The sequence below is a fragment of the Thalassoglobus polymorphus genome, assembly GCF_007744255.1.
Taxonomy (GTDB): Bacteria; Planctomycetota; Planctomycetia; order Planctomycetales; family Planctomycetaceae; genus Thalassoglobus; species Thalassoglobus polymorphus.
The window spans coordinates 4386253-4412157 of record NZ_CP036267.1 but is presented as its reverse complement, the minus strand read 5'-3'; the positions used below and the strand labels follow the sequence as shown (position 1 = coordinate 4412157).

At 50.8% G+C, this 25905-nt stretch carries 16 protein-coding genes; 4 read left to right on the top strand and 12 right to left on the bottom strand.

The window, feature by feature from the left end:
* Positions 1 to 280: 280 nt before the first annotated feature.
* The 6 genes from Mal48_RS15880 to Mal48_RS15855 all read right to left on the bottom strand — a co-directional run bounded on the left by Mal48_RS15880 (position 281) and on the right by Mal48_RS15855 (position 7011).
* Positions 281 to 1321 carry an NAD-dependent epimerase/dehydratase family protein gene (locus Mal48_RS15880; protein WP_145201635.1) on the bottom strand — a complete coding sequence of 347 codons (1041 nt, stop codon included), beginning with the start codon at positions 1319 to 1321 and terminating at the stop codon, positions 281 to 283.
* Positions 1322 to 1484: 163 nt separating this feature from the next.
* Positions 1485 to 2306: a GNAT family N-acetyltransferase gene (locus Mal48_RS15875; RefSeq protein WP_145201632.1), complete on the bottom strand. Its 822-nt coding sequence runs from the start codon at positions 2304 to 2306 to the stop codon at positions 1485 to 1487.
* Positions 2300 to 3352, bottom strand: a complete 1053-nt coding sequence (locus tag Mal48_RS15870) for a creatininase family protein (protein WP_197441750.1) — start codon at positions 3350 to 3352, stop codon at positions 2300 to 2302. Before Mal48_RS15870 ends, Mal48_RS15875 begins: the two co-directional genes overlap by 7 nt.
* 175 nt (positions 3353 to 3527) lie before the next feature.
* Positions 3528 to 4265, bottom strand: a complete 738-nt coding sequence (locus Mal48_RS15865) for a phytanoyl-CoA dioxygenase family protein (protein ID WP_145201626.1) — start codon at positions 4263 to 4265, stop codon at positions 3528 to 3530.
* Positions 4259 to 5620 (bottom strand): Nramp family divalent metal transporter, encoded by a 1362-nt coding sequence (locus Mal48_RS15860; protein WP_145201623.1) that lies wholly within the window; start codon positions 5618 to 5620, stop codon positions 4259 to 4261. Before Mal48_RS15860 ends, Mal48_RS15865 begins: the two co-directional genes overlap by 7 nt.
* A 383-nt stretch (positions 5621 to 6003) precedes the next feature.
* Positions 6004 to 7011, bottom strand: coding sequence for an NHL repeat-containing protein (locus tag Mal48_RS15855; protein WP_145201620.1), 1008 nt, complete (start codon positions 7009 to 7011; stop codon positions 6004 to 6006).
* 342 nt (positions 7012 to 7353) lie between these two features.
* On the opposite strand from Mal48_RS15855, the gene Mal48_RS15850 reads away from it, so the two are divergent.
* The gene (locus Mal48_RS15850) at positions 7354 to 8103 is read left to right on the top strand and encodes an HpcH/HpaI aldolase family protein (RefSeq protein WP_145201617.1); all 750 of its coding nucleotides are present in this window, start codon (positions 7354 to 7356) and stop codon (positions 8101 to 8103) included.
* Positions 8104 to 8122: 19 nt separating this feature from the next.
* On the opposite strand, the gene Mal48_RS15845 is transcribed toward Mal48_RS15850, so the two are convergent.
* The 6 genes from Mal48_RS15845 to Mal48_RS15820 all read right to left on the bottom strand — a co-directional run bounded on the left by Mal48_RS15845 (position 8123) and on the right by Mal48_RS15820 (position 19461).
* Entirely contained in the window at positions 8123 to 10126 is a 2004-nt protein-coding gene (locus tag Mal48_RS15845; RefSeq protein WP_145201614.1) for a molybdopterin biosynthesis protein, read from the bottom strand.
* A 74-nt stretch (positions 10127 to 10200) separates the two neighbouring features.
* Entirely contained in the window at positions 10201 to 11295 is a 1095-nt protein-coding gene (locus tag Mal48_RS15840) for an NHL repeat-containing protein (protein WP_145201611.1), read from the bottom strand.
* Between the two features lie 548 nt (positions 11296 to 11843).
* The gene (locus tag Mal48_RS15835) at positions 11844 to 14198 is read right to left on the bottom strand and encodes a hypothetical protein (RefSeq protein ID WP_145201608.1); all 2355 of its coding nucleotides are present in this window, start codon (positions 14196 to 14198) and stop codon (positions 11844 to 11846) included.
* Between the two features lie 72 nt (positions 14199 to 14270).
* The gene (locus tag Mal48_RS15830; protein WP_145201605.1) at positions 14271 to 15902 is read right to left on the bottom strand and encodes a hypothetical protein; all 1632 of its coding nucleotides are present in this window, start codon (positions 15900 to 15902) and stop codon (positions 14271 to 14273) included.
* A 94-nt stretch (positions 15903 to 15996) separates the two neighbouring features.
* Positions 15997 to 18132, bottom strand: coding sequence for a type IV pilus assembly protein PilM (pilM, locus tag Mal48_RS15825; RefSeq protein WP_145201603.1), 2136 nt, complete (start codon positions 18130 to 18132; stop codon positions 15997 to 15999).
* Positions 18133 to 18996: 864 nt separating this feature from the next.
* Positions 18997 to 19461 (bottom strand): hypothetical protein, encoded by a 465-nt coding sequence (locus tag Mal48_RS15820; RefSeq protein ID WP_145201600.1) that lies wholly within the window; start codon positions 19459 to 19461, stop codon positions 18997 to 18999.
* Positions 19462 to 19903: 442 nt separating this feature from the next.
* Between Mal48_RS15820 and Mal48_RS15815 the strand changes: the two genes are divergently transcribed.
* The 3 genes from Mal48_RS15815 (at position 19904) to mfd (ending at position 25773) form a co-directional block, all read left to right on the top strand.
* Positions 19904 to 21157, top strand: a complete 1254-nt coding sequence (locus Mal48_RS15815) for a molybdopterin molybdotransferase MoeA (RefSeq protein ID WP_197441749.1) — start codon at positions 19904 to 19906, stop codon at positions 21155 to 21157.
* A 418-nt stretch (positions 21158 to 21575) separates the two neighbouring features.
* On the top strand, positions 21576 to 22322 hold the full coding sequence (gene rpsB, locus Mal48_RS15810; RefSeq protein ID WP_145201597.1) for a 30S ribosomal protein S2: 747 nt from the start codon (positions 21576 to 21578) through the stop codon (positions 22320 to 22322).
* 199 nt (positions 22323 to 22521) lie between these two features.
* Positions 22522 to 25773 (top strand): transcription-repair coupling factor, encoded by a 3252-nt coding sequence (mfd, locus tag Mal48_RS15805; protein WP_145201594.1) that lies wholly within the window; start codon positions 22522 to 22524, stop codon positions 25771 to 25773.
* Positions 25774 to 25905: the final 132 nt, after the last annotated feature.

The window sequence follows — 25905 nt, the reverse complement described above, 5'->3', positions numbered from 1 at the left end:
TGCCAAGATGCCTACTTCGATTTTCTGGATCATTTCTTTCGAGAGCAGTCGTGCGGTCGATTCTAGAGCAGATAGTCCCCGTAACTGCTCCCCGAATATCATCTTGGGCCTTGAAGTCTTGACGTAATCGTACAACCCACAGGTTTTAGAGATGGTGCAGGTGAATTGAAACTTCCTCGCCGTCGCCAATCTCAAATGCTTGCCAGCCCCCCGCAGTCATTGGTCCAGCGGTTTCTGCATGACCGTTTCTGCAGTTTCAATTCTCTCAGATTTCGGGCTATTAAAATTTTCCGTCTCGGACTTCGAAGTGAGTTGGTTTTCCCCAAGTCACTTGGTCTCGCTTCAACCAGTCGGCAATCCAGGTTTGAAGTTGTTCCAGCGAGACGCGCGGGGCTCCGTATCGCTGGTGACCGAAGGAACCATTGTTGAGCAGTGCTGTTGGTGCGGGTTCGCCGGTGAAGTCGACAGAAGTTCCGAACAGGTCTGCGTATCGTTCGCAAATTTCTTTGGTCGAGAAAATCTCTGGTCCTGAAACGTTCACAACGAAAGCGGGTGAGCTAGCATCGGCCATTGACTGGATCGTCATTGCATTGGCGTCTGCCTGCCAGATGACATTTGCATAGCCCATTGAAACGTCAATCGGTCCTCCTGCCATGACTTGCTTAGCCAGATCGACAAGGACGCCGTAACGCATTTCGACGGAGTAATTTAATCGGACAAGGCTGGTTGGGTTCCCTTCACGATTGCAGAAGTAGGAGAACATTCTCTCTCGCCCGACGGCAGTGTTGGCGTATTCGCCGATGGGCTGTAAGGGATCGCTTTCGACTGAACCGCCAGACTCAATCGGGACCAGCGGATACACGTTTCCTGTTGAGAAAGCAGTGATCCGGCTGTTGCGATACTTGCGACAGACAACCGATGGCAACCAGACATTCATTGCCCAGGTCAGCGATTCATCTCCTGAAGTTCCGAATTTGGCTCCCGTCATAAAAATAACATTCGGGACATCGGGAAGAGAAGCAATGAATTCTTCGTCGAGCAAATCACCTGAGATTGTTTCGATTCCGAACTCATTCAGCTGTTTCGGAAGTGACGCATCTGAGAACCGGCTGACAGCTATCACTCGCCGTGGTGTGTCGGCTGCGTCGGCGGCACGCTTTACCATTCTGGCAAGAGACGGCCCCATTTTCCCACCCGCTCCGAGGAGAATAATATCACCCGGCACTTTTCGAAGCGCGTCAATTGCTCCTTCTGTCGGTTCGCTGAGAAGTTCTTCAAGGTGAGCTTCATCTCGGATGGATTCGGGTAAACTTTGATTCATTGTTTCGACCTGTCTTTTCAATATCTCGGTTCGCAGGAGAGTGTCTCTCGGACTAGAGCAGTTTGCTCTACCGTGTGCCCGCGAAGAATGTGTTTCATCAATAAAGTAGCTGTTCGCCACGAGGCAGAACCTGTGCACCAATTCGAGAGATCCTCTAAAATGGTCACCCCGTTGCAGGAGATGCCAGAGCGTATTGTTTGTTTACGTTTCCAACAACGAGCTTCTCCCCGCGCCACATCCTAATGAGTGGCCGAACGGGTTGAAAACCGAATCTCTTAGTCAGTTCAATCGCATCGGCATTTGGGCCAGGAGCATCCCAAAAAATCGTCTTATGTTGCTCTGAAATCAATTGATGGATCAGCCCTTCCGCAAGATCAGGAGTTTCAGCAATCACCGGACCTAAGTAGGTTGCCAACCTGCCCGGACGCAACATTCCGTATCCATTTTGCTGAGATACGACTTTCGAATCGGCTGCCAGACGCGACAGCCACTCAGACCTATCCACCCCGAATGCCTTCCTGTCGAATTGTTCGACCTGGAAATTCTCCAGACCTTCGACGTTCTCGACTGTCCCCACATCGCCCCGCTTTTCGTATCGGTGAAATTCCCACTCCCGTTTGAAGCCAAGCTGTTCGTAGACGGTTGCACCAGCAGGTGTCGCATCCAGTTTGATGCACTCCGTCCCACGTTCTTCCAGCCAGGCAATCACATGTTTCATGAGCGCGGTTGCGATTCCTTGTCGGCGAAAATCTGGATGCACCAGCATCATGCCGATCCAAGCCAGGTCAGTCCCGTAGGTCGTCGTAGAAATTGTTGCCACGGGTGTCTCATTCATCATGCCGACAAAGCAACCCCGCGGTTCGTATCGATAAATTCGCAGCCAGTCTGCCGGCATCTGATTCCAACCTGACATCTCTCCCAAGCTGAGACCAAACGGGACATCGGCTTCCGTCATCTCGCGGATTGTGAATTCATTGCTTACCATAAATCTTGTCCCGCTGATTGCGAGTCTGATTTTTCGCCCTCTAAAAGTTTCTGGACATCATTTCGAGCAACATCGAGCATGCGGTCGAACAATACCTTTGCATCAAGGCGGTGATAATTGTGAATGTCGCCAATTATCCCATTTGACTGGTGCTCTTTGACGAACTCGCAGAAGCCATCAAGATTCGGCGTCAGCTCGACAGCTTTCTCGAAGGACATTTGGCGGGCGGCCAATTCATCGATTCGATCCGGCCACCAGTTTGAGTCGAGCAAATCTTTGCTGACTCGCTCCACGAGTATTGTTTCGACCCCGCCGGCATGTTGATCACCACGCTCCGAAGCAAACTCCGGCAACGGATCGTGCAGCCAGCGGAATGCCCAATCTCCCGCATTGCTCTTTCGAATACCATCAACAATCGCCTGCCGATGTGTGATCGATCCGTGAACATCCACAACATACAAGGCTTCCGGTTTCAGCCAGTCAATGACTGCGTTGCAATATCCGGTGACGTATGGAGTCAGCAAGTCTGTAGTGATGTCGACGCTGTGTCCAAACGGGAGCCCCCAAGTTAATTGACCGTACTCCAGTGGTCTTGCCAGATGAAAACCTGTGAATTCAGATGCCAGTCGCTCAAGTACGCTGTAGCTTTGAATCGTGTCCGTACCCAAGGGGAGATGTGGCCCATGTTCTTCAACTGCGGTGTCCACGCTGAAGGCCAGGATTCGTGGTGATTCTGTTTCGGGGAGATCCTCTTCGGGGAGTTCGACAATCTTGACTCGATTCTGATTTTCCGCCGAGGCATACGTTGGAAAGCACTCGACGATTCGGCTGAGTAATCGGTCTTTCAGATCAGTCGTCAGTGCTTCATGGAACAGCGGGGGAAGTATGAACTTCCCGAGTTTTTCGAGGTCAGAATACGAAGTCCCGAGCGAACAGACCGGCAGGATGAACTCCGTGTCTTCAGGCAATTCTCGAAGTGCGTCCAACGTATACGCGGGAACCCACCGGCCGGTGTTGACCCGCTTCGGCAAATAGTCTTCAAGCATAAGTATGCCGTTCATTACGGGGGAAATTCATCACAAAGGGACTGTGGCATCGAGACGCAGAGCATGTGTCAACTTCAATCTGCTCTTCAGGTTCAGCCTCAGAGCGACGCAGTCAATGAAGTCATGATAGTGACCTTCACGGGCACAACAAGCATTGAAAATGCGCTACTCAGAGTCAGCTGACTTTGACAACGATGTCGAGATCGTACGGCAAGCCCGGCTTTGTTAATTTTGCGTCATTCCTTAAGTAGTGAAACGCGACTGCGCGGCGAGGTCGCTGACTGGTGTTGCTCGACGATTGATGCAATGTGTTCCCGTGGTGGAAGGAAATTCCGCCGCTGGGGACAGGAGCAGGCGTCATTTCGAATTGCTTCATCAAGTCTGCTTCAACTTGCAGGTTGAACGGTTCATCTTCCGGGGCGAAATGTTCGAGGACTTCGCGTTTATGACTTCCATCCCCGTAGTAGAGGCAACCGTTTTCAATGGTCGCCTCATCGAGAGCAATCCAGACTGTTAGCGTCGCGTCGAGATCATTGGGGCCAAAATAGAAGTTGTCTTGATGAACTGGTTTCGGTCCGCCGACTTCTGGCGGTTTCATGAAGACTTGGCTGAAGAAAACGGAAACCCCGGAGCCAATCAATTGTTCGACGATCGCGACGACATCGGGGTGCTTCGCCATCTGCTGAAATTGTTCTCGATGATACGCCGGATTGTCCAGCTTACGGAGTGCCTGAGCGGTTCCTCCTCTTTCGAGAAACCAGCGGCGTTGTTCTTCACTCATTCGTGCAAGAAACTCTTCGCTCCACGATTCGATGTCCTGCAACGCCTTCGAAATATCTTCTTGCGTGAAGACATTTTCTACGGTCAGGTGCCCCGTTTCCTGGAATGTCGAGAGCTGATATTCGGTTAGCATGATCGATCTCGGAGGAGAGTTTCAAAATGATTTGAGTAAAATTGATCATTGTCTAAAACGTGGACGGTGGCAGTTTTCTTTGAGTCCTCCTGCCATTTCTGATATTTCGCAGGGAGGTCGTAAAACGCCGTCTTGCCAGCCATGGCGATCAGCAAAACCAGCCCCAAACCTGCGAAGGCATTCGTGAACGTGCTGTTGACGTGATCGCCCATTATGTCTTTGCGACTCGTTAACCAGAGGAGAACTCCTGCGACCAACGGTGCGCCGACAACGGTGACCGCCTGAGCCGCAATAATCGTCGGAGTTCGGTCAAAGTCGAATGCGAGTGTAGCGACTCCGACCGCCATGCCAGTCAAAAGTGCGAGTGTCGTCATCAAGCGAGGCCAGAGATCAGTCGGCTTGCTTCCCAATCCTAACCCATCAGAAAGAGTAAATCCCCCGATCATTGAATTCACAATGAACGATGAATATGCCGCCGAGAACAGCCCCAGACAAAAAACGATTTTTCCACTCGCTCCAAATGTTTCCTCCAGCGACTTCGCGACGTCAACCGGATTGTTGAGTCTAACGACCTCTCCGGTGTACAAACCGGCTGCTGCGGTCGACATCAGCATGATTGTGATCAATGCCATGATGACCGATCCAACACGGGCATCGACTAAACCACTCTTGAGTTGCTCAAGTCCCCATCCTTTTTGATGAACCAGATATGCCTGATAGAACGCAGCCGAGATCACAAAAGTTGTCCCCATCAGACCGAGCAAAGGAAGCATGTTCTCTGCTTTCGAAGTGTCAATCTGGTCCAGATTCGGAACGAACCCCCACATCATGGCATTCAGGTCAGGTTTAAGGCGGATCAAGTTCACGGCGAAGCTGACTAACATGAGACCGACGAACGTCATCATCAGTCGTTCGAGCATTTTGTACATGTCTTTAAAGGCAAACAGAAACGAAATCGCTATGACGTTAAAGACAATGACCAGGCCGGTCACAATTTCTTTCGAATCAATGAATGCTTCAAAGGCTGCGGCAACCCCAATATTGTTTCCGGACTGAAAAGCTGCCGAGATAAAGAAGACGCAACCACCAACGAGAACTGCGAGCCATTTGCCCGTTCTCTTGCGAATCAGGTTGCCTGGCGAATCTTTGGCCACAACTCCCAGGCGAGCGCCCATGGTCATGTAGACCATCATGAAGGCGACCGAAGCAACGACAATCCAAAGGAGAGAGTAAGCATTGTTCGCTCCCACAGTGGAGCTCGTCATGATACTTCCGGGACCAACCACCACACAGGCAGTGATGAGTCCAGGACCAATCCGGGTGTACCAGGGACGGGGTGCGGACGTTTCGTTCATAGTCAGCTCATCGAGGATAGATCAAAAGTTATAGATGAAACAGAGTCTGTTAAATCCGGATGAATTCTGCAATCGCACCCTCAAAGAGAACTGTTTAATTTCCATCTCTGTCCGCTGAGAACATGTTCGTGTTTCTGATCCCCGTGAAGAGTTCTGTTTATGGCCATGAATCTTTCAATGTCACGAGGCTGACCGCGTACCTCTTTTCAAAACTGCTGTAGAACGTATTTCACCAGCAAAGTTGCGAATCAGATCTCCACGCTCTTTCACTCTATAGACCTGTGATGCAAACCGACTGGAAAAAACTCCCTCATTCACGAGGAATGGGAGCGTTTGAATCGCTGTCAGTTCAACACTTGAAGTGGTTGTCGGTCGTGTTATGGTTACTCTTTGACGCGGACCAGTTTCATAAGACGTCCGGAGACGTTCCAGTCTTGAACATAGAGATTGCCGTCTTTGTCCCAGTAGGAGCCATGCGTTCCGCTGAAGATTCCTTCAATCCATTTGTCTTGAGGAACGTTAAAACTTCCGCGAGTTTTAGGATTCGGATTGTGACCAAGGACTGCCATGATCGTGTTGCTTTTGTCGAGAATCACTAAACGACCATGCAAATCAGGAACGGAAACGTAATCGCCCTGCACTGCGACAGAAGTCGGCATCCCTAAACCAGTGGTGACTTCCTCAATAAAGTTTCCGTCAAGGTCATAATGCAGCAAGCGGCCCTTAGGTTGATGGTTCCGATCGCAGATCAGCAACCGGGGCGGGTCGTAGCGAGTATCTAAAGTCATTCCGTGTGCGGTGTTGAACTGCTTGAGATCATTTCCTTTGGTACCGAAGTGCGTGAGGTATTTTCCGTTCTTGTCAAACTTGAAAATATGATTGCTCGCATAACCATCCGAGAGGATGATGTCCCCGTTCGGCGCGACGGTGATCGCTGTGGGGGCGAACTTTTTAAGCTTGAGCCCAGACTCCTGTGGGAACGGAAGCTTTAAGACGATGTCGCCTGTTTCCGCACTGAACTTAATTCCTTCACCAGCTGCATTTCGGGCACCATAGATAAATTCTTCATCCCCCTCCTTGCGGATTTCCATATCGTGAATGTTGGAGTGGGCATCACCGAGGAATCGTCGAATGACTTTTCCATCGGGGGAAAAGACAAACACTCCCATGTTTGCGCTTGTGTAAATGTTCCCTTCGCTGTCGATGACAACTCCACCGTGTGTTGGTCCCAATACGGACTTCCCGTCTTCTCCTAACCCCCAACCGGGGACAGTGTCGAATGTCATCATTCCGCACCCCATACGAACAGGCTGAGCTTCATCAGCGGAGAATGCCTGCAACATCGGAACGAATGTAAAGGCGAGTGCGAAATACATCGAAGTACGCATCATGAAAATCCTGCTCAGGAGCCTGTCATCAACAACTGACAAGCAGGTTGAATCGATCAAAGAACTTGAATGTGAAGTATTGGGGCCATCTGTTTTCAGTTCAAGCTGGTCGAGAAAATTTCCAGGATCATCTCAAATTATTCTGAGAAGAAAGCAGCCAAAGATGACAGGAACATCCTCCAACGCATCGCTGATTTCTTCACCACGAATCAAAGACGAAGAATTTGGTGACGACATGCCCGATCGATCTCCCGGAAATCTCCGTCCGAGTCCCATTTGACATTATGAAGTTGTGGAACGATCATCGTTTTCTCAGACAAGACAGCCCACATTTGGAAAGCGGTTATGGCGAACAATTTTCGATCTCGGTTAAGTCAACATGAGCTGCTGCTCGGAACCATGGTGACATTGACGACTCCTGCGACATCCGAAATTCTGGCGGAGCTCGGTTTTGACTGGCTGTTCATTGATGGTGAACATGGTCCGCTGGAAACGGGAGACGTCGGAGCCATCTTGCAGGCTGTCGGTCATCGACTGGGATGTGTTGTTCGTGTGCCAGCTGTCGAAGAAGTCCCAATCAAGAAGGTGCTCGACCTTGGTGCCGATGGAGTCATCGTCCCGATGGTCAACACTGTTGAAGACGCAAAAAACGTCGTCAGCTGGTCCCGATATGCTCCAATGGGATCACGCGGAGTCGGATTGGCTCGGGCACACGGGTATGGGTTGAAGTTTGCTGACTATGTGGAAAATGCAAACGACCAGATTGCGGTGATTGTGCAAGCGGAGCATTATCAGGCAGTTGAAAACATTGAAGCGATTGTCAACGTGGAGGGCATCGATGCGGTTCAACTCGGTCCCTATGACCTCGCTGCCAGCATGGGAAAAATGGGGCAAGTTGATGACCCGGAAGTTGTGGAAGCGATCAACCATGTGATCCAAACCTGCCAGAACGCGAAGGTTCCCATTGGTTGGTTTGGAGTGACCGGAGAAGCAGTTCAGCCATACATCGAACGGGGATGCACGCTCATCACAGCAAGCGTCGACACCCTGGTTTTTGCCGGCGCAGCAAAAGACTTACTGGCATCACTGCGGTAAAGAGCCCGGCAGTAGGGTGCTACTTATTGACGAGAAATCCAGCTTCCTGAGGTACGACTTGAAAGCCAATTTGCTCAAGTTCCGCTTGCACTTCAGGTTGCTGAAGCATTTCTTGAAAAGCAACAATTTGTGGTTGCTGTAAGTTTTCTTTGCGGATGATAAAATCAAAATGTTCTTCTCGTAAAGGGAAGCTTTGCAGCCCGTAGTCGTTCGCGACCGAGTCGATGGCGATTCCCCAATCAGCTCGCTGCTGTCTGATTGCAGCGGCAACTGCGTTGTGCGATTTGACTTGCATCGCATAGCCATGCGGAGGTCGATCACTCTCATTCAATTGCTGGAGCAGTTGGTCGGTCAGTATTCGAGTTCCGCTCCCGGGGTTGCGATTGACCATCGAGCAATCACTCGCATTCAACGCGACCTGGATTGCTGATTTGCCATCAAGTCCGGAAAATCGCTCGTCGTCGCTTCGGCAGACAAACGACTGCATACGCCGATACCCTTTGATGAGCGAGAGCTCTTCGGTGAGAAACGGAACGTTGTAGATGTTCGTCTCAGGATGCAACAGGTGGACTCCAGCCAAGTGACATTCACCTCGCTGCACAGCAGACAAACCCGCTTCGCTGCCGACGTGCATGATTGAAGGTTTGAGGTCCTGCAGGCGTAATTTCCCCAGCAACAAATCGAGCCCGACACAATGACTCCCGATCACGACAAGGTCACTGGTTTGGAGCTCTTCGTCGAGAAGCGTCACTTCAACTTCGGTCCCGGCAGAAATAATTTCACTGTGCTGAGGAATCGTCAGGAATCCATCAGCAAGAGAAAATGTGGTGACCGAGCCCGAACCTTTTCCCATTGGATAGGCGTGGCGTTTGCCATCAGACTCGAATAAACGAACCAGAAGATATTCCGTTCTTCCCCGGTCGGAGTTCACTTTGATTGGTGATTTCGCTCGGACTGTTTTTCGACTTTCAGCCGGCTGACCAGCAAGCTTACGAATCACAGGAGCAACAAATTCATGAAAAGTAAAAATCGCTGAGGTTGGAAATCCAGGAAGGATGACAACCGGTTTGCCTTGTGTCACCGCCATGCAGATCGGCTTTCCCGGTTTGAGCGCAACACCGTGAGCCACAATCCCGGGGTCGTTGAACTGCTGTACGATGCGATATGAAATATCACCAGCCCCCTTCGAAGTCCCTCCAGAAAGTAAGACAACATCTTGTTCGAGTGCAGTGTTGATCATCTTTTGCAGTTGATCAGCCTCATCTTGAACTCGCCCTACAAAAACAGGAGTCCCTCCGCATTCCTTGACCGCTGCTGAAAGGATGGCTGCGTTTGAGTCATAGATAGAACCGACCGGTAAAGTCTCGCCCGGGGCAACAACTTCGTCACCTGTCGAAATGATGGCGACACGGGGAGATTTGAAGACCGGCGCATCCGTTTGACCGAGTGATGCGAGCAGGCCAATCTCCCGGGAAGTCAACTTCGTTCCTCCCCAGAGGACCGTTTCACCCTGGGCGATATCGGTACCCGCGTAGGTAATCATATTCCCAGGTGCGACTGAACGTGAAATCGTGACGGTTTCGACACCATCCTGCTCGCACAGGTCGGTCTCTTCAATCATCACGATCGCATTCGCGCCGCGGGGAACCATGCCACCAGTCGAGATAGGAGTTGCTGTCCCGGGGGTGACGGTCGCATTCGGTCGTTGCCCCGGGAGGAGCGATTCATTGTTGATCTTTAGAAAACAGGGAGTCTCCTCCTGAGCTCCAGCAGTCTCCTCGGCGATGACGGCAAACCCATCGACGTTAGAACGATCAAACCCGGGGACATCGATCTTCGCTTGAATATTATGTGCCAACACCCGGCCGTGAAGATCATCAAGCTGAATGTTTTCAACCCCCAAAGGTTTGAGAGTTAAGCTGGATTGGAAACGCCGAGTTGCTTCGTCTCGGTCAATGACGTTTAAAAATTGCTCCTGCCGGGATGCCTGACGAACGTTTTCTGAAAGTTTAGATTTTGCCATAACTGAGGCTGGGTTGAATGCTGAATACCAGAAAACATAATTCGACACGCTCACTGCGAAGTTTTCACATTGGTCTACTCTGAAACCTTTGAGCGATTTCGAAGCACGCGGACACGGTCATTTTCACTGTCGCCAATGTAGATGTTTCCTTGTGAGTCGAGGCAAATTCCGTGGGGGCGAGCAAGGCGGGCAGTGAGAGGCTTTCCGTCTGGACCATCTCCAAGTTTTCCATCCCCCACGACCGTTTCAATCAGTTTCGATTTGGCACGATAAACTCGAATGGTGTGACTTTCTGTGTCAGCTAAGTAGACGTCACCATTAGCTCCAACTGCGACCCCTTTCGGCCCGGAGAGAAGCGCGGTTTTCGCAGGAGAACTTTGGGAGTAGCCTTTCTTGCCGGTCCCTGCGAGGTGATGCAACGTACCGGCTGCTAAGTCGATCCGGTAAAGAGCGTTGCCTTCACGCAAAGCCAGAAACAAGTTGTTCTTGCCATCGTAATCGAGGGCGCGGGGGCCATTGAGTGGAGTTCCTGAAGCAGGTGCCCCATCGGGAGTTTTCGCTTTTGAACCAGTACCGCTGAAGGTCTCGATAATACCCGTGCCAAGGTCAACTCGTCGAATCCGGTGATTGGCGATATCACAGATGTACAGATTGTTTTTTGAGTCCAGAACGATGGAATGCGGACGGTTAAGTTGTGCCTTTGTCGCGTCGCCACCGTCGCCTCCAAATCCAGGTTGCCCCGTCCCGGCAACGGTCGAGATGATTCCAGACTTGGCATCAACCTTACGGACGACGGCGTTGATCATCTCAACGAAATACATATCACCATTGGCTGCAAAACGAACTTCGTAGGGTTCGTTGAGCCTGGCCTCAGTCGCAGGACCACCGTCTCCTGAGTAGCCTTTTTCGCCTGTGCCAGCGACCGTTGTGATGATTCCGGTCTTGAGATCGAGCCTTCTGACGCGATCATTCGAAACTTCACAAATATAAAGAGCGCCATCTGGACCGATCACAACACCGAAAGGGTTTCCGACCCCCGCTTCTGTTGCTGGTCCCCCATCACCCGAGAATTGCCTCTCGCCATTGCCAGCAATTGAAATTACTTCCGCTGCTTGTATGGGGAGAGTTGCGAAAAGGGTGACACTGAAAAGTAAAGTTCGGTGAAACATGAATGAGCTCTGGAAAAAACTTGAAAACGAATCGTAACCCGAGTGAATCATAGCAATTTCAGAAGCTTTGGTATTGTCACCAGAATACTTCTGAAGTTGTGAACATCATGACGAACAGGAATTTTACTGGTGAAACGCGTTCTTCACGGGCACACGGTAGAGCAAACTGCTCCATTGATCAATCCGCACGATGAACGAACGAGTCGCTGAGTGCAACGATTTTCTGGACACTCTGAAACGATTTTAAGCCCTCACAAGAATGCCTGTACCATTGAGGTCAGTAGACCAAGCAGACTCCGAACCGAGGCACGATTGCCTCTCGGTAAAGGCAACTGCGTCGGCGCGTAAAAAAACGTTTCTGAGCAGACGATATCGTCTGCTCAGAAACGTAATGAAAACATGAGAATTTCGGCCAGAGCTGACAAGTCCTGAACAAGCAGTCTCACATGAGAGTCTTTCCAATGCTGGTCGTACCCTGAAGCTCACTTTTATGAGTTCATAAACTGCTCGCCACGAGGCAGAACGTAAAGGACAGTATTCGATACTCTCTAATATGAGCCACTTGCACTGCCCGATCCACGGGACCCACCACGGCCTCGGCCGGATGTTCTCTTTCGGAGTGAACTACGTTTACGACCTCCACCAGGAGCTCCCATCATTCCCATCTCCATACCATCCGCTCCGCCGTAGCCACCAGCACCTGGCTCACCACCCAGTAAGTCTCCATACTCACCCATACCTTGAGCATCGAAAGCAGCCGTTTTGGCTTTCAACAGCCTGTCATACTGTTCCTTCTGGAATTCGATGTACTTCTTACTTTGCTCGTGAGCACTGGCCATACTTGTTCCATCGTACTCGACCAATTCTTCTTCATCAGTTTTGATCAGGACCTGGCTCTCATTCCGGAAGTGATCCCGGTGTCCTCGTACCAAATTGAGTCTTAAGGAGGGCTCGATACGTTCATTGTTGTGGAACCCGCGATCGATACGAATGTCCTCAATCACATCAACGAGGAAGCTGTCTGAAGCGAATGTGTAATCCTCCTCTTTCACTTCCTGTCCGGCTGCATCAATGACCTGAGTTTCCACCTTATCAGCGACCGCCTGTCCCATACGGACTTCAAACGCTTTGTTCACCATGGTTCCGTATTTTGAATCCCAGAAGTAAACATCCATTTGAGCGGAAGGGAGTAGACGGGTGCTCCCTTTAGGTTCGTTGACACGTGTCAGGAAAAACTCCATGTCATCAACGACAGTGACAGGCTTGGTGATATTACTCCAGTCAGTTGTTCGTTCTTCGCCTGCAACAACATGAGCGAGTCCACCAGCGTCAGCAATACGTTTTCCAAAGTTTGGATTTTTGAGTGTAAAGCGGACTCGGTAGCGATACGTTTTTCCTGGCTCGACTCCAAAGTCGAAATACCTGAACAGAAGCAACTCTCCGTCGACGGAAGCACGTTTCATGATCCATTCGCGAATGAGTTGTTCTTGTTCTTTGGGGTCTTCAGCATTCTTTGCCAGCCGTTCCACAAGCTGTTCGAGTGGACTGTTGGGGTTGGTTGCGGTTGTCCGTCGGCCGCCACGTCCTCCGCTGGCTCGACCGCCTGAAGCACCTGGTTCCATTCCATAACCGCCAGCACCTCCGCCTGCCCCGCCATAACTTCCGCCTCCGTACCCGCCAGCTCCTCCGTAAATATTCTCGGTCCCCATCAAATCGCCCTGAATCCCTCGCGAGTCAAATTGGACTTGATTGAATCCACCGAGACTGGCCTGTGAGCGACTCACAGACTTCTTACTCTTAACGGCTTCGAGCAGTAGAGCATTGTTCATTTCCATTTCGACGTTCACCTGCTCCGGTGTGAGAACGAAGTTTTTAATACGTTCATGCGTCGCCTGATTACGCCACATTCCGGAAATTCGAGCGGGCAGCGGCATGGTGATCACGCTGTTTGTCACAACGCTGTTGACAACATCTGCCTCGAAATCGGAGACGGAATTCAAAACGTCGAGAGCAACTTGAATGTCAACTTTCTCCCAGCCTTCTTCTCCTTCTGGCCACGGATTTGGCCCTTTTTGTGCCATTTGACGTTGTAGCTCAAAGTCTTTGATTTCAAACAGTGCGGCAGCCTGATGGTACGACAAATTTGTCGCGTCAGCAATTTTTGAAATTTGATCACGTAGTGGAAAAACTGCTCTGACGGACGCGAAGAAATATCCTTGCCCATTCAGACGAGGAGCCGCAACACCCCCAATGCCTGCGCCTGCCTCACCAAATTCACCCATTGCTGCACCGCCTGGAGCACCATAACTTCCGGATGGATCCATGACGGCAACTGCCAAGTCTTCATAACCACCTTCGAATTCGCCGCCAGCGCTACCCGGCCCAGCCAGGCCGCCGGTCGTTTCCCGCTGACGAAGTTCGTCCAACATGTTTTCGTTATCGTCTTCTTCTTTGGCATCTGTGGTCGCCGCGATTTCGCTCTCTTCAGATTCGACATCCTCGGCAGGGCCAGCAAGACTGAGAAAAGCTCGACCCGAAGTTGCAATTGCATCTTCCGGAGCTTTCAACACAAGTTCCGTGACAGGCTCGTTCCGTCCGCGCGGGTCGACAATAGGAGCGACAGAACCTTCCAGCGGACGCGGGTCAACGCGAGCATACAACGCCTGTTCGACACGAAGGTTCGTGCTGACTACCGGATACTGCTCTTTTTCCTCTTCAGGCCACCCATGATTTCGCAGGTTCTTTTCACCTGCTGCGACCTTCTGATTAATTTCACCAGGAGTCTTTTTGTAAGGAGACCATTTCGCGCTCATGAGTCCTAATAGGACGACAAGAATGACAACGCCGAAAACCGCCTTTTCGACGTGTTTCACTGCTGCCTGTTTAATGTCCAACTTCGCCATAATTCACCTCAACCTGTTCGGTTGTTGTAATTGAATTTCTCGTTGAAATGATCGTTATTGCAATTGACGAAACTACAGCTTCTCAAGTTCCGAGGAGTTGACATTTTCGTCTGTCGTTGACTCAGAAGCTTTCGGGGTCGCGTCGTCTGCCGCGGCATCGCTGTCACCGGGAACTGGTTCTTCAGGCGCTGCGGGGGCCAGTTCTTCTGACACAGCAGGATTGCCATCTTGCTGGTCGGGATTTTCCGAGCTTGCTGCTGGGTTATCAATTGCGTCAATAATAATTTGTGGCTGCTTGTACATTGTGATCACACCACACAGGTCCAACTGAACCAAATTCGGATTTTGCATCGCTGCGTCTGCAAATGGTGGAAGGTTTTGAATCAGGTTTCCGACACCGGGGATTCCGGTCTTTGCACCGACTCCACCGAGTCCTCCTTCTCCCCCCCCATAACCAGATCCGCCTCCAAAAGTGTCTGAAGCTGCAGGCCCAAAGTTCATCTCTTCGCCACTTCCAAAGCCCGGCATAAAGCCTCCAGTAGTCCGTTTTTCACTGTAGTGTGGGTTCTTTCCAACATTGTATCGAACGACACGAATAGGCCATTCCGAATCGGCAAGAGCGACCAGGAAGTCCGGGATTTTATCCTGCATGATGATGACGCTCATGTAGAAGCCGCGTTCCAGAAAAGGAGCCTCTTCAGATTCAGCGATGTAACGCAAGCGTGTCTGATTCTGCGCTCCTCCTCCGCCACTTCCTGCACCCCCATAGGCCATATCATCTGCCCCTCCTCCTCCTCCGCCGCCATCGCCGCTGGAGTCCAAGTCAGATCCAAACTCCTGAGCTGGACTGAAAGAAATCGGAGCGACTTTCGACCCGCCAGTTTGATTTCCTCCACCGTAGCCGCCTCCTTGAGCTCCCGGTTCAAGGCCAGTCATGGCTTCTCCGTAACCGCCGCTTCCAGCATCGCCTCCGCCTGAACTGCCGCCAGTCAGGACTGGCTCTCCATCTCCACCAACAAGTTGCAGAGTGTCGATTCGACGAAGGATAGCTTCGGTCGCTGAGTCTTTGTCTTCATTCAATCGAGCAACAGCGTCGAAAAGCAGACGCAACAGCCAGATGTCAATTTGTGCATTCCAAATTTGTTCGGAAGTTGGTCGCATTCGTCCAAAATGAGCCTGTGGAATCGAGGCTGCCAGGATGACTTTTTGTTGCCAGGGAACATCCGCAGGCTGTGGCTGTCCGCCACCGATCATGGGACCTCCACCAAATCCGCGTGAGCCTTCCATTGGCATGACCGGCTCGACTCGAGCCTGCAAATCCTTCATCAGTTGCGGATAGGCAGCCTGATACGCCACGACTCCCCGGTAATCAAAATCTCCCAGGAACTTCTTAGGGAGATGGTTTCGAACGACATTTGGCCACGTCATTCGTTCCTGTTGTTTGTTCCAGATCCCGACAATCGATTGGTCAACATTCTTTGTGTACGCTTCATTGATCTTCTTCAGACCTTGTTCGTACTTCTCATTGGCATCATTGGTCCCGCCGGGGATATTGGAGAGAACACCATCGAGCGCCGTCTCGCGAGATTCCGTGGCTGCTTTGAGCTTGGAATTGGCTGAGAAAAAACCATACATCGCCAGCGGCAGCAGAAGTCCGGCAAGAATCCAGAAACGATTCTTGATAATAGGTTGTAGCTTATCCATTTGATTTCCTCGTCCGCGTTGACGATTCCCTCGAGTGATCTATGAGTTCAATATGAATTCGAAATCAGAGCTATTCCGCTGAGTCATTCATCGGTCATTCATCTGTCAGCGGTTGCGTATCAGTTGTGGGCTGTTCGCCACCTTCCTGAGGAGTTTCCGCTTCTGGAGTCTCCTCTTCTGGAATTTCTCGTTCTGCTCTGGGAGTCGGCTTCCAGACAAACTGAATCGTAAAGTCTGTCCGATTCAATTTCTTAACCTTGCCGCCAGACGTCCCCGGCATCGGAAGACCTGCACCGGGCTCCGCTCCACTTGGTTCGGCTCCGTATCCCGGGTTTGCACCGGGGTTCCCACCAAACTGTTGTCGAGGGTTTGTTTTGTCCAGCACCCTTGAAGCCTGGGCACTTGGAGCCCCTCCATCAATCTGGAAATCTTCGATGGTCTTGCTGAAGTTAATAATTGTTGGGTGCGTGATTCCCATCCTTCGAACGTGTCGTTCTGGGAAACCATCTCTGTGGATGACTGGCTGCTTAAGGTTCTTCAGGAATGTGTGTACCACATACTGAATGTCCTGACCTTCAATGATGTCGTTGGGGTCATGATGCCAGTGTTGTCCGACGAACGTAATTAAGTAGCCTTCTCCAGATGGTCCAGACTCTTTGTCTTCGGCAGTCATGAACTCTTTTTGTTCAGAACTGAGTCCTTCGTACCAGGTTGCCAGATCTGCCATTTTGTCGCTCGTCAAGGCGGACATGGAAATTCGGTTTCTCAGGTTGATTTCATCCTGAGAGAACTCTTTTCCATCCGGATCTCGTGGCAGACAGTCGAGAACGGCATTGTACATTTCTGTCCAGGTGTGGACGTCGCGGCGTTTATCAATCAGGCTTTCGAGCCGTTCGCCCGTCCCTTTATACGTGTTGACTTCGCTCTCGTAGTTGCTTCTCAGCCCGGAAACTTTCTGACCAAATCCTTCTGCTTTCTTCTGAGCCTCTTCGAATTCTTTCGTATGGACCGTGCTGTACGACATCGCGTTGAGCGCGGTTGCCATGGAAAAACCAAGCAGCATGGAAGCTGCTGTGGCAGCGACCCAGGGCTTTTTCTTCTTCACCATGCGAGCGGTGGAAATTTCCGGTGGCAACAGCGAAGTTTGAATTCGAGAAATGCCGAGTGCTTGCAATGCCAGACCGTAAGGAACTGCAAAACTCAAAATGTTTTCGGCAAACATTGGTGAGTTCAAAACGGCATCACCGGAGAGTTCATTGAAGGTGTCCGGACGTTCCACTTCGTATTGAAGGTTTTGTTGCAGGAACTTCTGCAGACCGGCAAGTTTAAAGCCGTTCCCTAAGCCAATCACTTTCACGACTTTGGCGGAGCGATTCACACTGGAAAAATACCCGATGGAACGCTGGATTTCCGAGACATAGTCATTAAAGACTGGTCGCAGTGCCTGGAAAACAGCACGTGGGTCAGGAGCTTTCGTGGCATTGCACTTCAGGTGCTCTGCCTTGGCGAAGCTCAGCTTCATCTCTTTTGTCAGAGCCCGCGTAAAGTGGTTTCCTCCGATCGGGACGTTTCGAATCCAGACGTTGTAGCCATTAGTGACCATGAGCGTGGTGTTGTCGCACCCCATGTCCATGACAATGTAATGGTCTTCGCCCGCATCCCCTTCGGTCTCTTTGCGGATCTTCATTTCGTCAACGCTGACCACGTTGTACAACGCCAGCGGAGCGATCTGGATCAGCTCGACTTCAACCTTCGCATTTGTATAAGGTCGCAACTGCTGATAGATCTGATCACGTTTCATCGCGAACAGGCCGACTTCGGCATCAAGCAGAAAACCACCTTCTTCAGCACCTGCGCCAAGTGGCTGATAATCCCAGATCACATCTTCCAGTGGAAATGGAATTTGCTGACGGGCTTCGTACTTCACAATTTCATGAAGTTTGCCTGCTTCAACTGGTGGAAGCTGAATGAAGCGGGCCAGAGCAGATTGCCCGGGAACACTGATCGACACCAAATCCCCTTTGAGATCATTCCGGGCCAGGAATGTTTCCATTGCCTGCGGAACAATTTCTTCCGGGATTGCATCCGGTTGAGAAAGGATTTTCGGAAAGGGGATATAGTCGAAAGCTTCTGCGACAACTTGGTCAGCCGATTCTATGTACCGGACTTTCAGTGCTTTGAGCCCAGCCTGACCAATGTCAATTCCCCAGGCGGCTTTTGCTTCTGCCATCGATGAATTCTCCGACAAACAAACGAAATGATTGTATACGTTTCGCCAACAGCGAAACATGATCTAATACATCAATAGAAAATTATTGCTGTACGAGTGAACAGAATCAACAGGGAAGATTCCGGATGATGTGATGAAAATGTCTTCTGGAACAATTGTTCTGAACCGAACTGAAGTGATTGTTTCTCTTTAATTTAGGGAAAACAAGCAGAACTCGCAAAGGAGAATCCATCAAAAACGACAATTCTGAGGGGACCACCATCGCAAGTCTTCCATCATTCTCGGCTCGAAAATGACCAGAAAACGGATGTGCCTCTTAAATAGACGTGTTCAAACCAGAAAAGTTCCAGAGAATTCGCTCAAGATTGCTGATCGCTTTTCTACTTACAGTTCATGTAGACGGCAGAACTCGGTTGGAAGGCAGAGTTCATTCAACCGGCTTCGGGTTGTGCCGGTAAATCAGAGACACTCGCACGCTGCTGCTGAAAAAGCATTCCTGACAGAGAGATGGCGGTCAAACTGACTCGCCCCGCGATTCTTGACAATTCAACGATTTTATAGCCCGTCAAATTCAATTTCAGGCACTCTCTGCAAATTGGCGCTCGCAGCAAATTGGCACCACAGCTTGGCACCACAAAGAAATCCCGGTCTGCGGCATGAAACTTTCAGCTCACTGAACGAGAGTTGTTCGGAACTGGTCTCGGGAACTGGTCATTGCTAGAACTGATCCTGAAACCTAAAAATTGCTCTCTCAAACGTTAAGAAAAGCGGCTATTCCAGAGGTGTTCGGACAGGTTCTAAATTGAATTGCCAGTCGAAACCCGATTGCCGCGAGGTAGAGTGCTGACGCCAATTCGAAAAATGTTATGGGCCCTCGTCACTGGCCGCTTCGCTGGCTTCTTGACTGGCTGTTTCGGTTTGAGCTTCGCTCTGCCGGACTTCCTCGCCAGCTGCTCCATGAAATTCTCCCCACCGTTCCCAAGCGTAGGTCCATTCCATCCACATACGCATTACTGACCACAAACTTCGCATCTTCTCGAGCTGCTCTGAATTGAGGCGGGTTTGATTCACGACTGAATCCTGAGCTGCCGCCTGCAAACCCCAGCGTTGTGAGAGGGACTTACAAATTCCATCAGCGGAAATGTCGGGCTCGGAATCTTCACCAACCAGACCAGCTGCCTCAGCTTTCACGAACAGAAGGAACAACTCGTTTCTTGCCGGGTCGATTTCCAACGGTTTGCGGTTTAACTCGCAATTGGTGATGATCGCATCGACCTGATCGAGGATCTGTTGGCCAAGAGTGTTTGATTCGCTTTGAACTTCAGACATCAGTAGCTGTTCATTTGGAGTGCATTAGAGTTGTATCACCCCCCTTTTACGCCCTTTTCCACAGAAATCAAGCGCTCCTAGCGAGGCTACGAATAAAAAGAAAGACCGATTCAACCAGTTCGCGAGCCACGAGACTCCTGATGGCCCCGAATTGAACACTTCTCGAACACATTTCGTACAATCTCGGAAGCCCTCGCATGCTGAGCCCCTTGCCAACGTGTTGGCGTCGCGTCGCTGTCACTCTGTCACCCTGTCACCCTGATTACTCACGCCTCGGGCTCTCACGTTTTTCCAGCCAAGTTGTTTCCATCCCACATTACCAATTCAAATTACAAATCAAGTACGATGTTGATGTGATTGGTCTCATCCCATGAGTCAGCGAGGCGAATTACGATCTCGCCTGAAAATTCTGCGATCCAAAACCAGCTGAGAATGCAGCTTTATGTCGCCACAAGATATTCGTATGTCCGGATTTCAGTCCAGAAGCACTGTCGATGAGGCACTTGCTTGGCTGGATGGGGCAGTTCAGGAGATCCCACAGCAAGTCGAAGAGATCTCGCTCGAATTGTCACACGGACGGACTCTCGCAGAGAGAGTCGTTTCGCAAATCGATGTTCCCGGATTTGATCGATCCGCCATGGACGGGTACGCAGTCATTGCGGACGAAACAACAGGTGCAAGCGACTACAACCCCATTCGGTTACAGGTCGTTGGCGACTCAATGCCAAGCAACGGATATTCAGGGGAAATTCGCTCGGGGCAAGCTGTTCGAACGATGACGGGAGCCCCAATTCCGAGAGGAGCCAGCGCTGTGGTTCCGGCGGAGTATACGGAAGTGGTGGATGACAATGTTCTTATTTCGCTGACTGTCGGGCAGTTCAAACATATCGGAAGAACAGGCGAAGATATCCAGATTGGGGGAACCGTGGTTGATGCCGGTCGCATCCTCAGGCCGCAGGATGTCGCGGTGATTGCTTCAATTGGGCAAGCGAAAGTCACCGTTCGGAAGCAACCATTCGTACGAGTGATTATCACAGGAAACGAACTCGTCAGACCAGGTGAGCAGAAGCGACCACACCAAATCTATGAAGCCAATTCCTCCCTGTTGAGTGGGACAATTCCTCGGGATGGCGGGATTCTGGAATCTGTCCGCTTCATCGAAGATAGCGAGAGTGCGATTCGAAATGCCTTGCTCGAACCGGGTGCGGATGTGATTCTCGTTTCGGGCGGTTCTAGTGTCGGGGCAGAAGATTTTGCTCCCGGACTCGTTGCCAGACTTGGCGAACTTCCCATTCATGGCGTGGCGATGCGTCCTTCGAGCCCGACAGGTCTCGGACGTATCGGAAACGCGATCGTTGTTTTGTTGCCCGGGAATCCGGTCTCATGCTTGTGTGCTTATGACTTCTTTGCAGGCCGAGCGATTCGACAACTTGCAGGTCGGTCAAAAAGTTGGCCCTTTCGCACAATTGAACTTCCTTTAGGCAGAAAGATCGCATCAGCCATCGGCAGGACGGACTATTGCCGAGTCCGAGTCGAAGCCGGAAAAGCAATCCCGTTGGCGATCAGCGGAGCCTCAATCCTCTCGTCGACAACTCGAGCAGACGGTTTTGTCATCGTTCCGGCAGCCTCAGAGGGATTGCCGGCGGAAACTCCGGTTACGGTACTGCTTTATAGTGAATTGTTTATGACGAATTGAGGGATCAGGATTCTGTTGAATTTCTCTCGACGAGCTTGTTTGACTCGGAACAGTTGAGTCATTAGGATTCGCGATTCGTCTGTTGACCGGCAGCATGGTTGTTTGCATGTTGCTGATTTCACATGTCGTTTTTATTGTGAGGTCAACAGTTTTGAAACCAGGTTGGCGAGAACAGTTCTATTCAAATTCTGTTCAAACCCTCCGCAGAAAACGTCCTTTCTTGAACTGACAGGTGATGTAACTTGTCTGACATTCAACCGTTTGGGCAAATGCCCAAGAACTGTCCGAAATCAATAAAACACAATAGTTTTCGGAGCAGTTTTCATGACTTATCTGGAAGCCGATGCATTGATGAGCTCTCTTTTTGAGAGACTGAATGCGGTTTTGGATGAGTTCCCAATGTCTGGAGAACAAAAGCGTGGCTGAAATTATCGTAAAAGACATTCTTGATGCTGGTGTTCACTTTGGTCACAAGACCAGTAAGTGGAACCCCAAAATGCGACCGTACATTTACGGAAAACGCAACAACATCCATATCATCGATCTCAAAGAGACCATCCGTGGACTCGTTCGAGCTCAAAAATACCTTTACAAAGTTTCAGCTCAGGGGAGTTTGATTCTCTTCGTGGGGACGAAACGACAAGCTGTCGATATCGTTCGCAACATCGCTGAGCAGTGCGGAATGCCGTACTGTACAGAACGATGGTTGGGTGGAACTCTCACCAACTTCCGTACAGTTCGCAGTCGCTTGAAAAGACTCGAAGAACTGGAAGCGATGGAAAACAGTGGAGAAATGGCAACGTTCTCCAAAAAACAACAGTCACGCTTGCGTCGCGAACTGAATAAAATTCAGCGCAACCTGGGCGGGATTCGTGACATGAATCGCTTGCCCGAAGCAATCGTGATTGTGGACCCGAACAAAGAACACAATTGCATTCACGAATGCAAAATCCTCGGTATCAAAACTGTCGCTCTGATCGATACTGATTCCGATCCAGATACCGTCGACTTGCCGATTCCGGGGAACGACGACAGTATTCGCTCGATTCGAATCATTCTTGGCTACCTCGCGAACGCGATCAGCCAGGGACGAGCAACGCTTCCACAAAAGAAAGATCCACAAGCAAACGCAGATGATCCAAAGGCCGTTCCAAACGTCCATTAAATTGCTTGTTGAGAGTTCAATTCAAGCCCCGCAGTGTCAGCATAGACTGCGGGGCTTTTTGTTTTGTAGTCCCGTTTTTCACAGGGGCATGGTAGAGATCACTGCTCGATCACTGCTCGATCACTGAGACATTTCCGAAATTGGTTCTTGTCCTTCGAAATAGACGCGTCGACTTTCCGTTGATACAGTTCTTCCCAATATGTCCGGGAAGACAAACGTCATCCGGGAATTACCGGAGTTGATCGACACGCTGCGCGGCGTTGAGTCGTTTCAGGAAGTTGTCGCTGCAATGCAGCGGGGAAACAGTGGGACAATTGACGGCGCATGGGGATCATCTTGCGCGCTTGTGGCTGCTGCGATCTCCAAAGAAGCCCCGGGACCACTTCTCATTGTGCTCCCCAGAATCAGCGAGGTTGAAGACTTCGCGGTTGATCTTGATTCGCTGATCGATGAGCCACCTGTCCTCTTCCCCGCCTGGGAAACGTTGCCGAAAGAACACTCTGTTTCTGACGCAATCTTCGGAGCCCGGCTCAGAGTCTTACAGCTTATGGAATCGGGAGCATGCCCCAAAATTCTGCTGACGACTCTTCCGGCATTGCTGCAGCCAGTCCCCACGAAAGAAGAACGGGAGTCAGGCACTCGACGGCTCAAGATTGGTGAGGAAATTGACTCGGATGAACTGCTCAATTGGCTAGTTTCGCGAGGTTTTGAGCGTTCTCCGGCGATTGAAAGACCGGGTGAATTTTCGGTCCACGGCGGAATTATTGACATCTACTCGCCCGAAGCGCTCGACCCGATTCGGATGGAACTCTTCGGTGATGAAATTGATTCGCTCCGATTGTTCGATGTTGAGACGCAGAGGAAAGTTGAAGATCGACAAGAGGTTGAGCTTGTCGCAGTGGCTCCAAGTAGTGAGGCTGCGAGCACGCTGGGAAATGCCCACTTTCTTGAATCTCTTCCTCAAGAGAGTTGGGTCGCTCTTTCTGAACTCACTGATTTGGTCGACGAGGGAAAGAAGTACCTTCAGAGGCTCGAAAACCCCCGTGGCTTGTTCAGCGTGAATGCGACAATCGCGAAGTGCACCGAGCATCCCAGTGTAAGTATCGCAGCTTTGGCAGAGGCGAGTTTCGAGACCACTGCGCATTTGCAAATTGAGTCGACTGAACGTTTTACTGGGCCGAAAAGCGAAGTGGTTCAAGAGTTAGGCACGATTGTCGGACAGGAAGAACAGGTTGTCATAGCTTGTCATAACGAAGGGGAAAGAGAGCGACTGACAGAACTGATTCAAGAGGAAGACCCCGTCCTCGCAGAACGCATCACTCTTTGCATTGGAGCTGTTACACAAGGCTATCGACTGGTTTTTGCGAATGTTGTCATCCTTTCTGACAACGAAATGTTTAACCGGGTGCATGTCCGGAAAGCCCCGAAATCGAAAGGCCGCCGGCTCGCGAGCCGAGCGATTGACAGCTTCCTCGAACTGAACGAAGGGGACCTTGTTGTTCATCTGTCGCATGGAATCGGCCGCTATCTGGGCATGGAACTGATTGGCCCGGAAGATGAACGGGAAGAGCACCTGATTATTGAGTTCCACGATGCGGTGAAAATTTATGTTCCAGTGACGCTCATTCATCTTGTGCAGAAGTATGTTGGAGCGACAAAATCGAGTCCTCGACTCTCACGAATTGGCGGAAAAACCTGGGCTAAAAAGAAAGAACAAGTTGCCGAGGCTGTTGCGGATATGGCCTCGGATATGCTGAAGCTGCAAGCGCAACGAGCAATGCAGGTCGGGCTCTCCTGTCCCCCGGATTCGAAGTGGCAGAAAGAATTTGGAGCCTCGTTTCCTTTTGTCGAAACTGACGACCAGTTGAGCGCCATCGAAGACGCGAAAGCCGATTTGATGGAGCAAAAGCCAATGGACCGACTGATTTGTGGTGATGTCGGTTTTGGAAAAACGGAAGTCGCCATGCGGGCAGCTTTCAAGGTTGTTGATGCCGGGCGGCAAGTCGCAGTGTTGGTTCCAACAACAGTGCTCGCTCAGCAGCATTACCGATCTTTTACACAGCGAATGGCAGAATTTCCCATTCAAATCGAAGTGTTATCGCGATTCAAAACCAAAGCCGAACAGCGGAAAGTTCTAGAAAAGCTAGAGGCCGGAACCGTTGATATTGCGATTGGGACACATCGCATCGTGCAACAGGATGTGCGGTTTCGAAATTTGGGGTTACTCATTGTTGATGAAGAACAGCGGTTCGGCGTCGCATCGAAAGAGATGCTCAAACAGTTGCGGTTGAACGTCGACGTGTTAACACTCAGTGCAACGCCGATTCCGCGGACGCTGCACATGTCGCTGCTGGGGATACGTGATATCTCGAATCTTACGACAGCCCCACAAGAGCGATTGCCGGTCGAGACCAGAATCGCTCGTTGGGACGCGGACATGATTCGCTCGGCGGTGATGCGGGAATTCAATCGAGGTGGACAGGTTTACTTTGTTCATAACCGGGTCTTTGACATCAAGTCTGTGGCAGATCGATTGCAACAGATTGTCCCGGAAGCGGAAATCGTGATCGCCCACGGGCAAATGACTCCGGAAGAACTCGAGGTGAACATGGGCAAATTCGTCAACGGGACTGCTGATATTCTCGTTGCGACAACCATCATCGAGAGTGGCCTCGACATCCCGACCGCAAATACAATGTTCATCGATCAGGCAGAAATCTACGGCCTCGCTGATCTGCATCAGCTACGAGGTCGGGTCGGGCGAGATAAGCATCGGGCGTATTGTTATTTGCTGGTCAGCGAGGGCAAAACCGTTTCGAGCGTGGCAGCCAAGCGGTTGAAAGCAATCGAAGAGTTCAGCGAACTCGGTGCAGGGTTCAAGATCTCAATGCGCGATCTTGAAATTCGCGGAGCGGGGAACATTTTGGGAACCGAGCAAAGTGGGCACATTTCGACGGTCGGTTATGAGTTGTATTGCCAATTGCTGGAAAATTCGGTGAGAAAGCTGAAAGAACTCCCCGAGAAGGTCAGCCCGCATGTCAATATGGATATCCCTGTTACCGCATATCTCCCAAGCTCTTATATCCCCCCAGGTCGACACAAAATCGACGTCTATCGGAAACTTTCAGCGGTTGCGAACCTGAAAGGGTTGGAAGAAGTCTCCAACGAAATCCGCGACCGATTCGGCCCGATTCCTGATCAGGCGACGCAATTCCTTTCACTGAAAGAACTTGAGTTGCTTGCGTTTCAGTGGAGTATTGAAAATATCCGTCTTGAGCAAGATCGTTTTGCGGTCCTGACTTACAGGGATGCTCAGCAAATCCAACGTCTGGTCAGTCGCTATGGAAAGAAGCTCAGAATCGTCGACCGGCAGAATGCGTACCTTGTCCTCCCTGAAAATGCCTCTGAAGGGGTGGAATTGGTCGAGTTTCTGAAATCCGTGTTGCGGTGATGCTGAAAATCGAGATATAAGCCAACTCCTCCCCTCTCCGCCCATCGGGATTTCCCGAGTTGACAGTCGATTCTCGAAACTCACATTGGCAGAAAGACTGCCAGAGTGCGTCATCGAAATTGAACACGACGA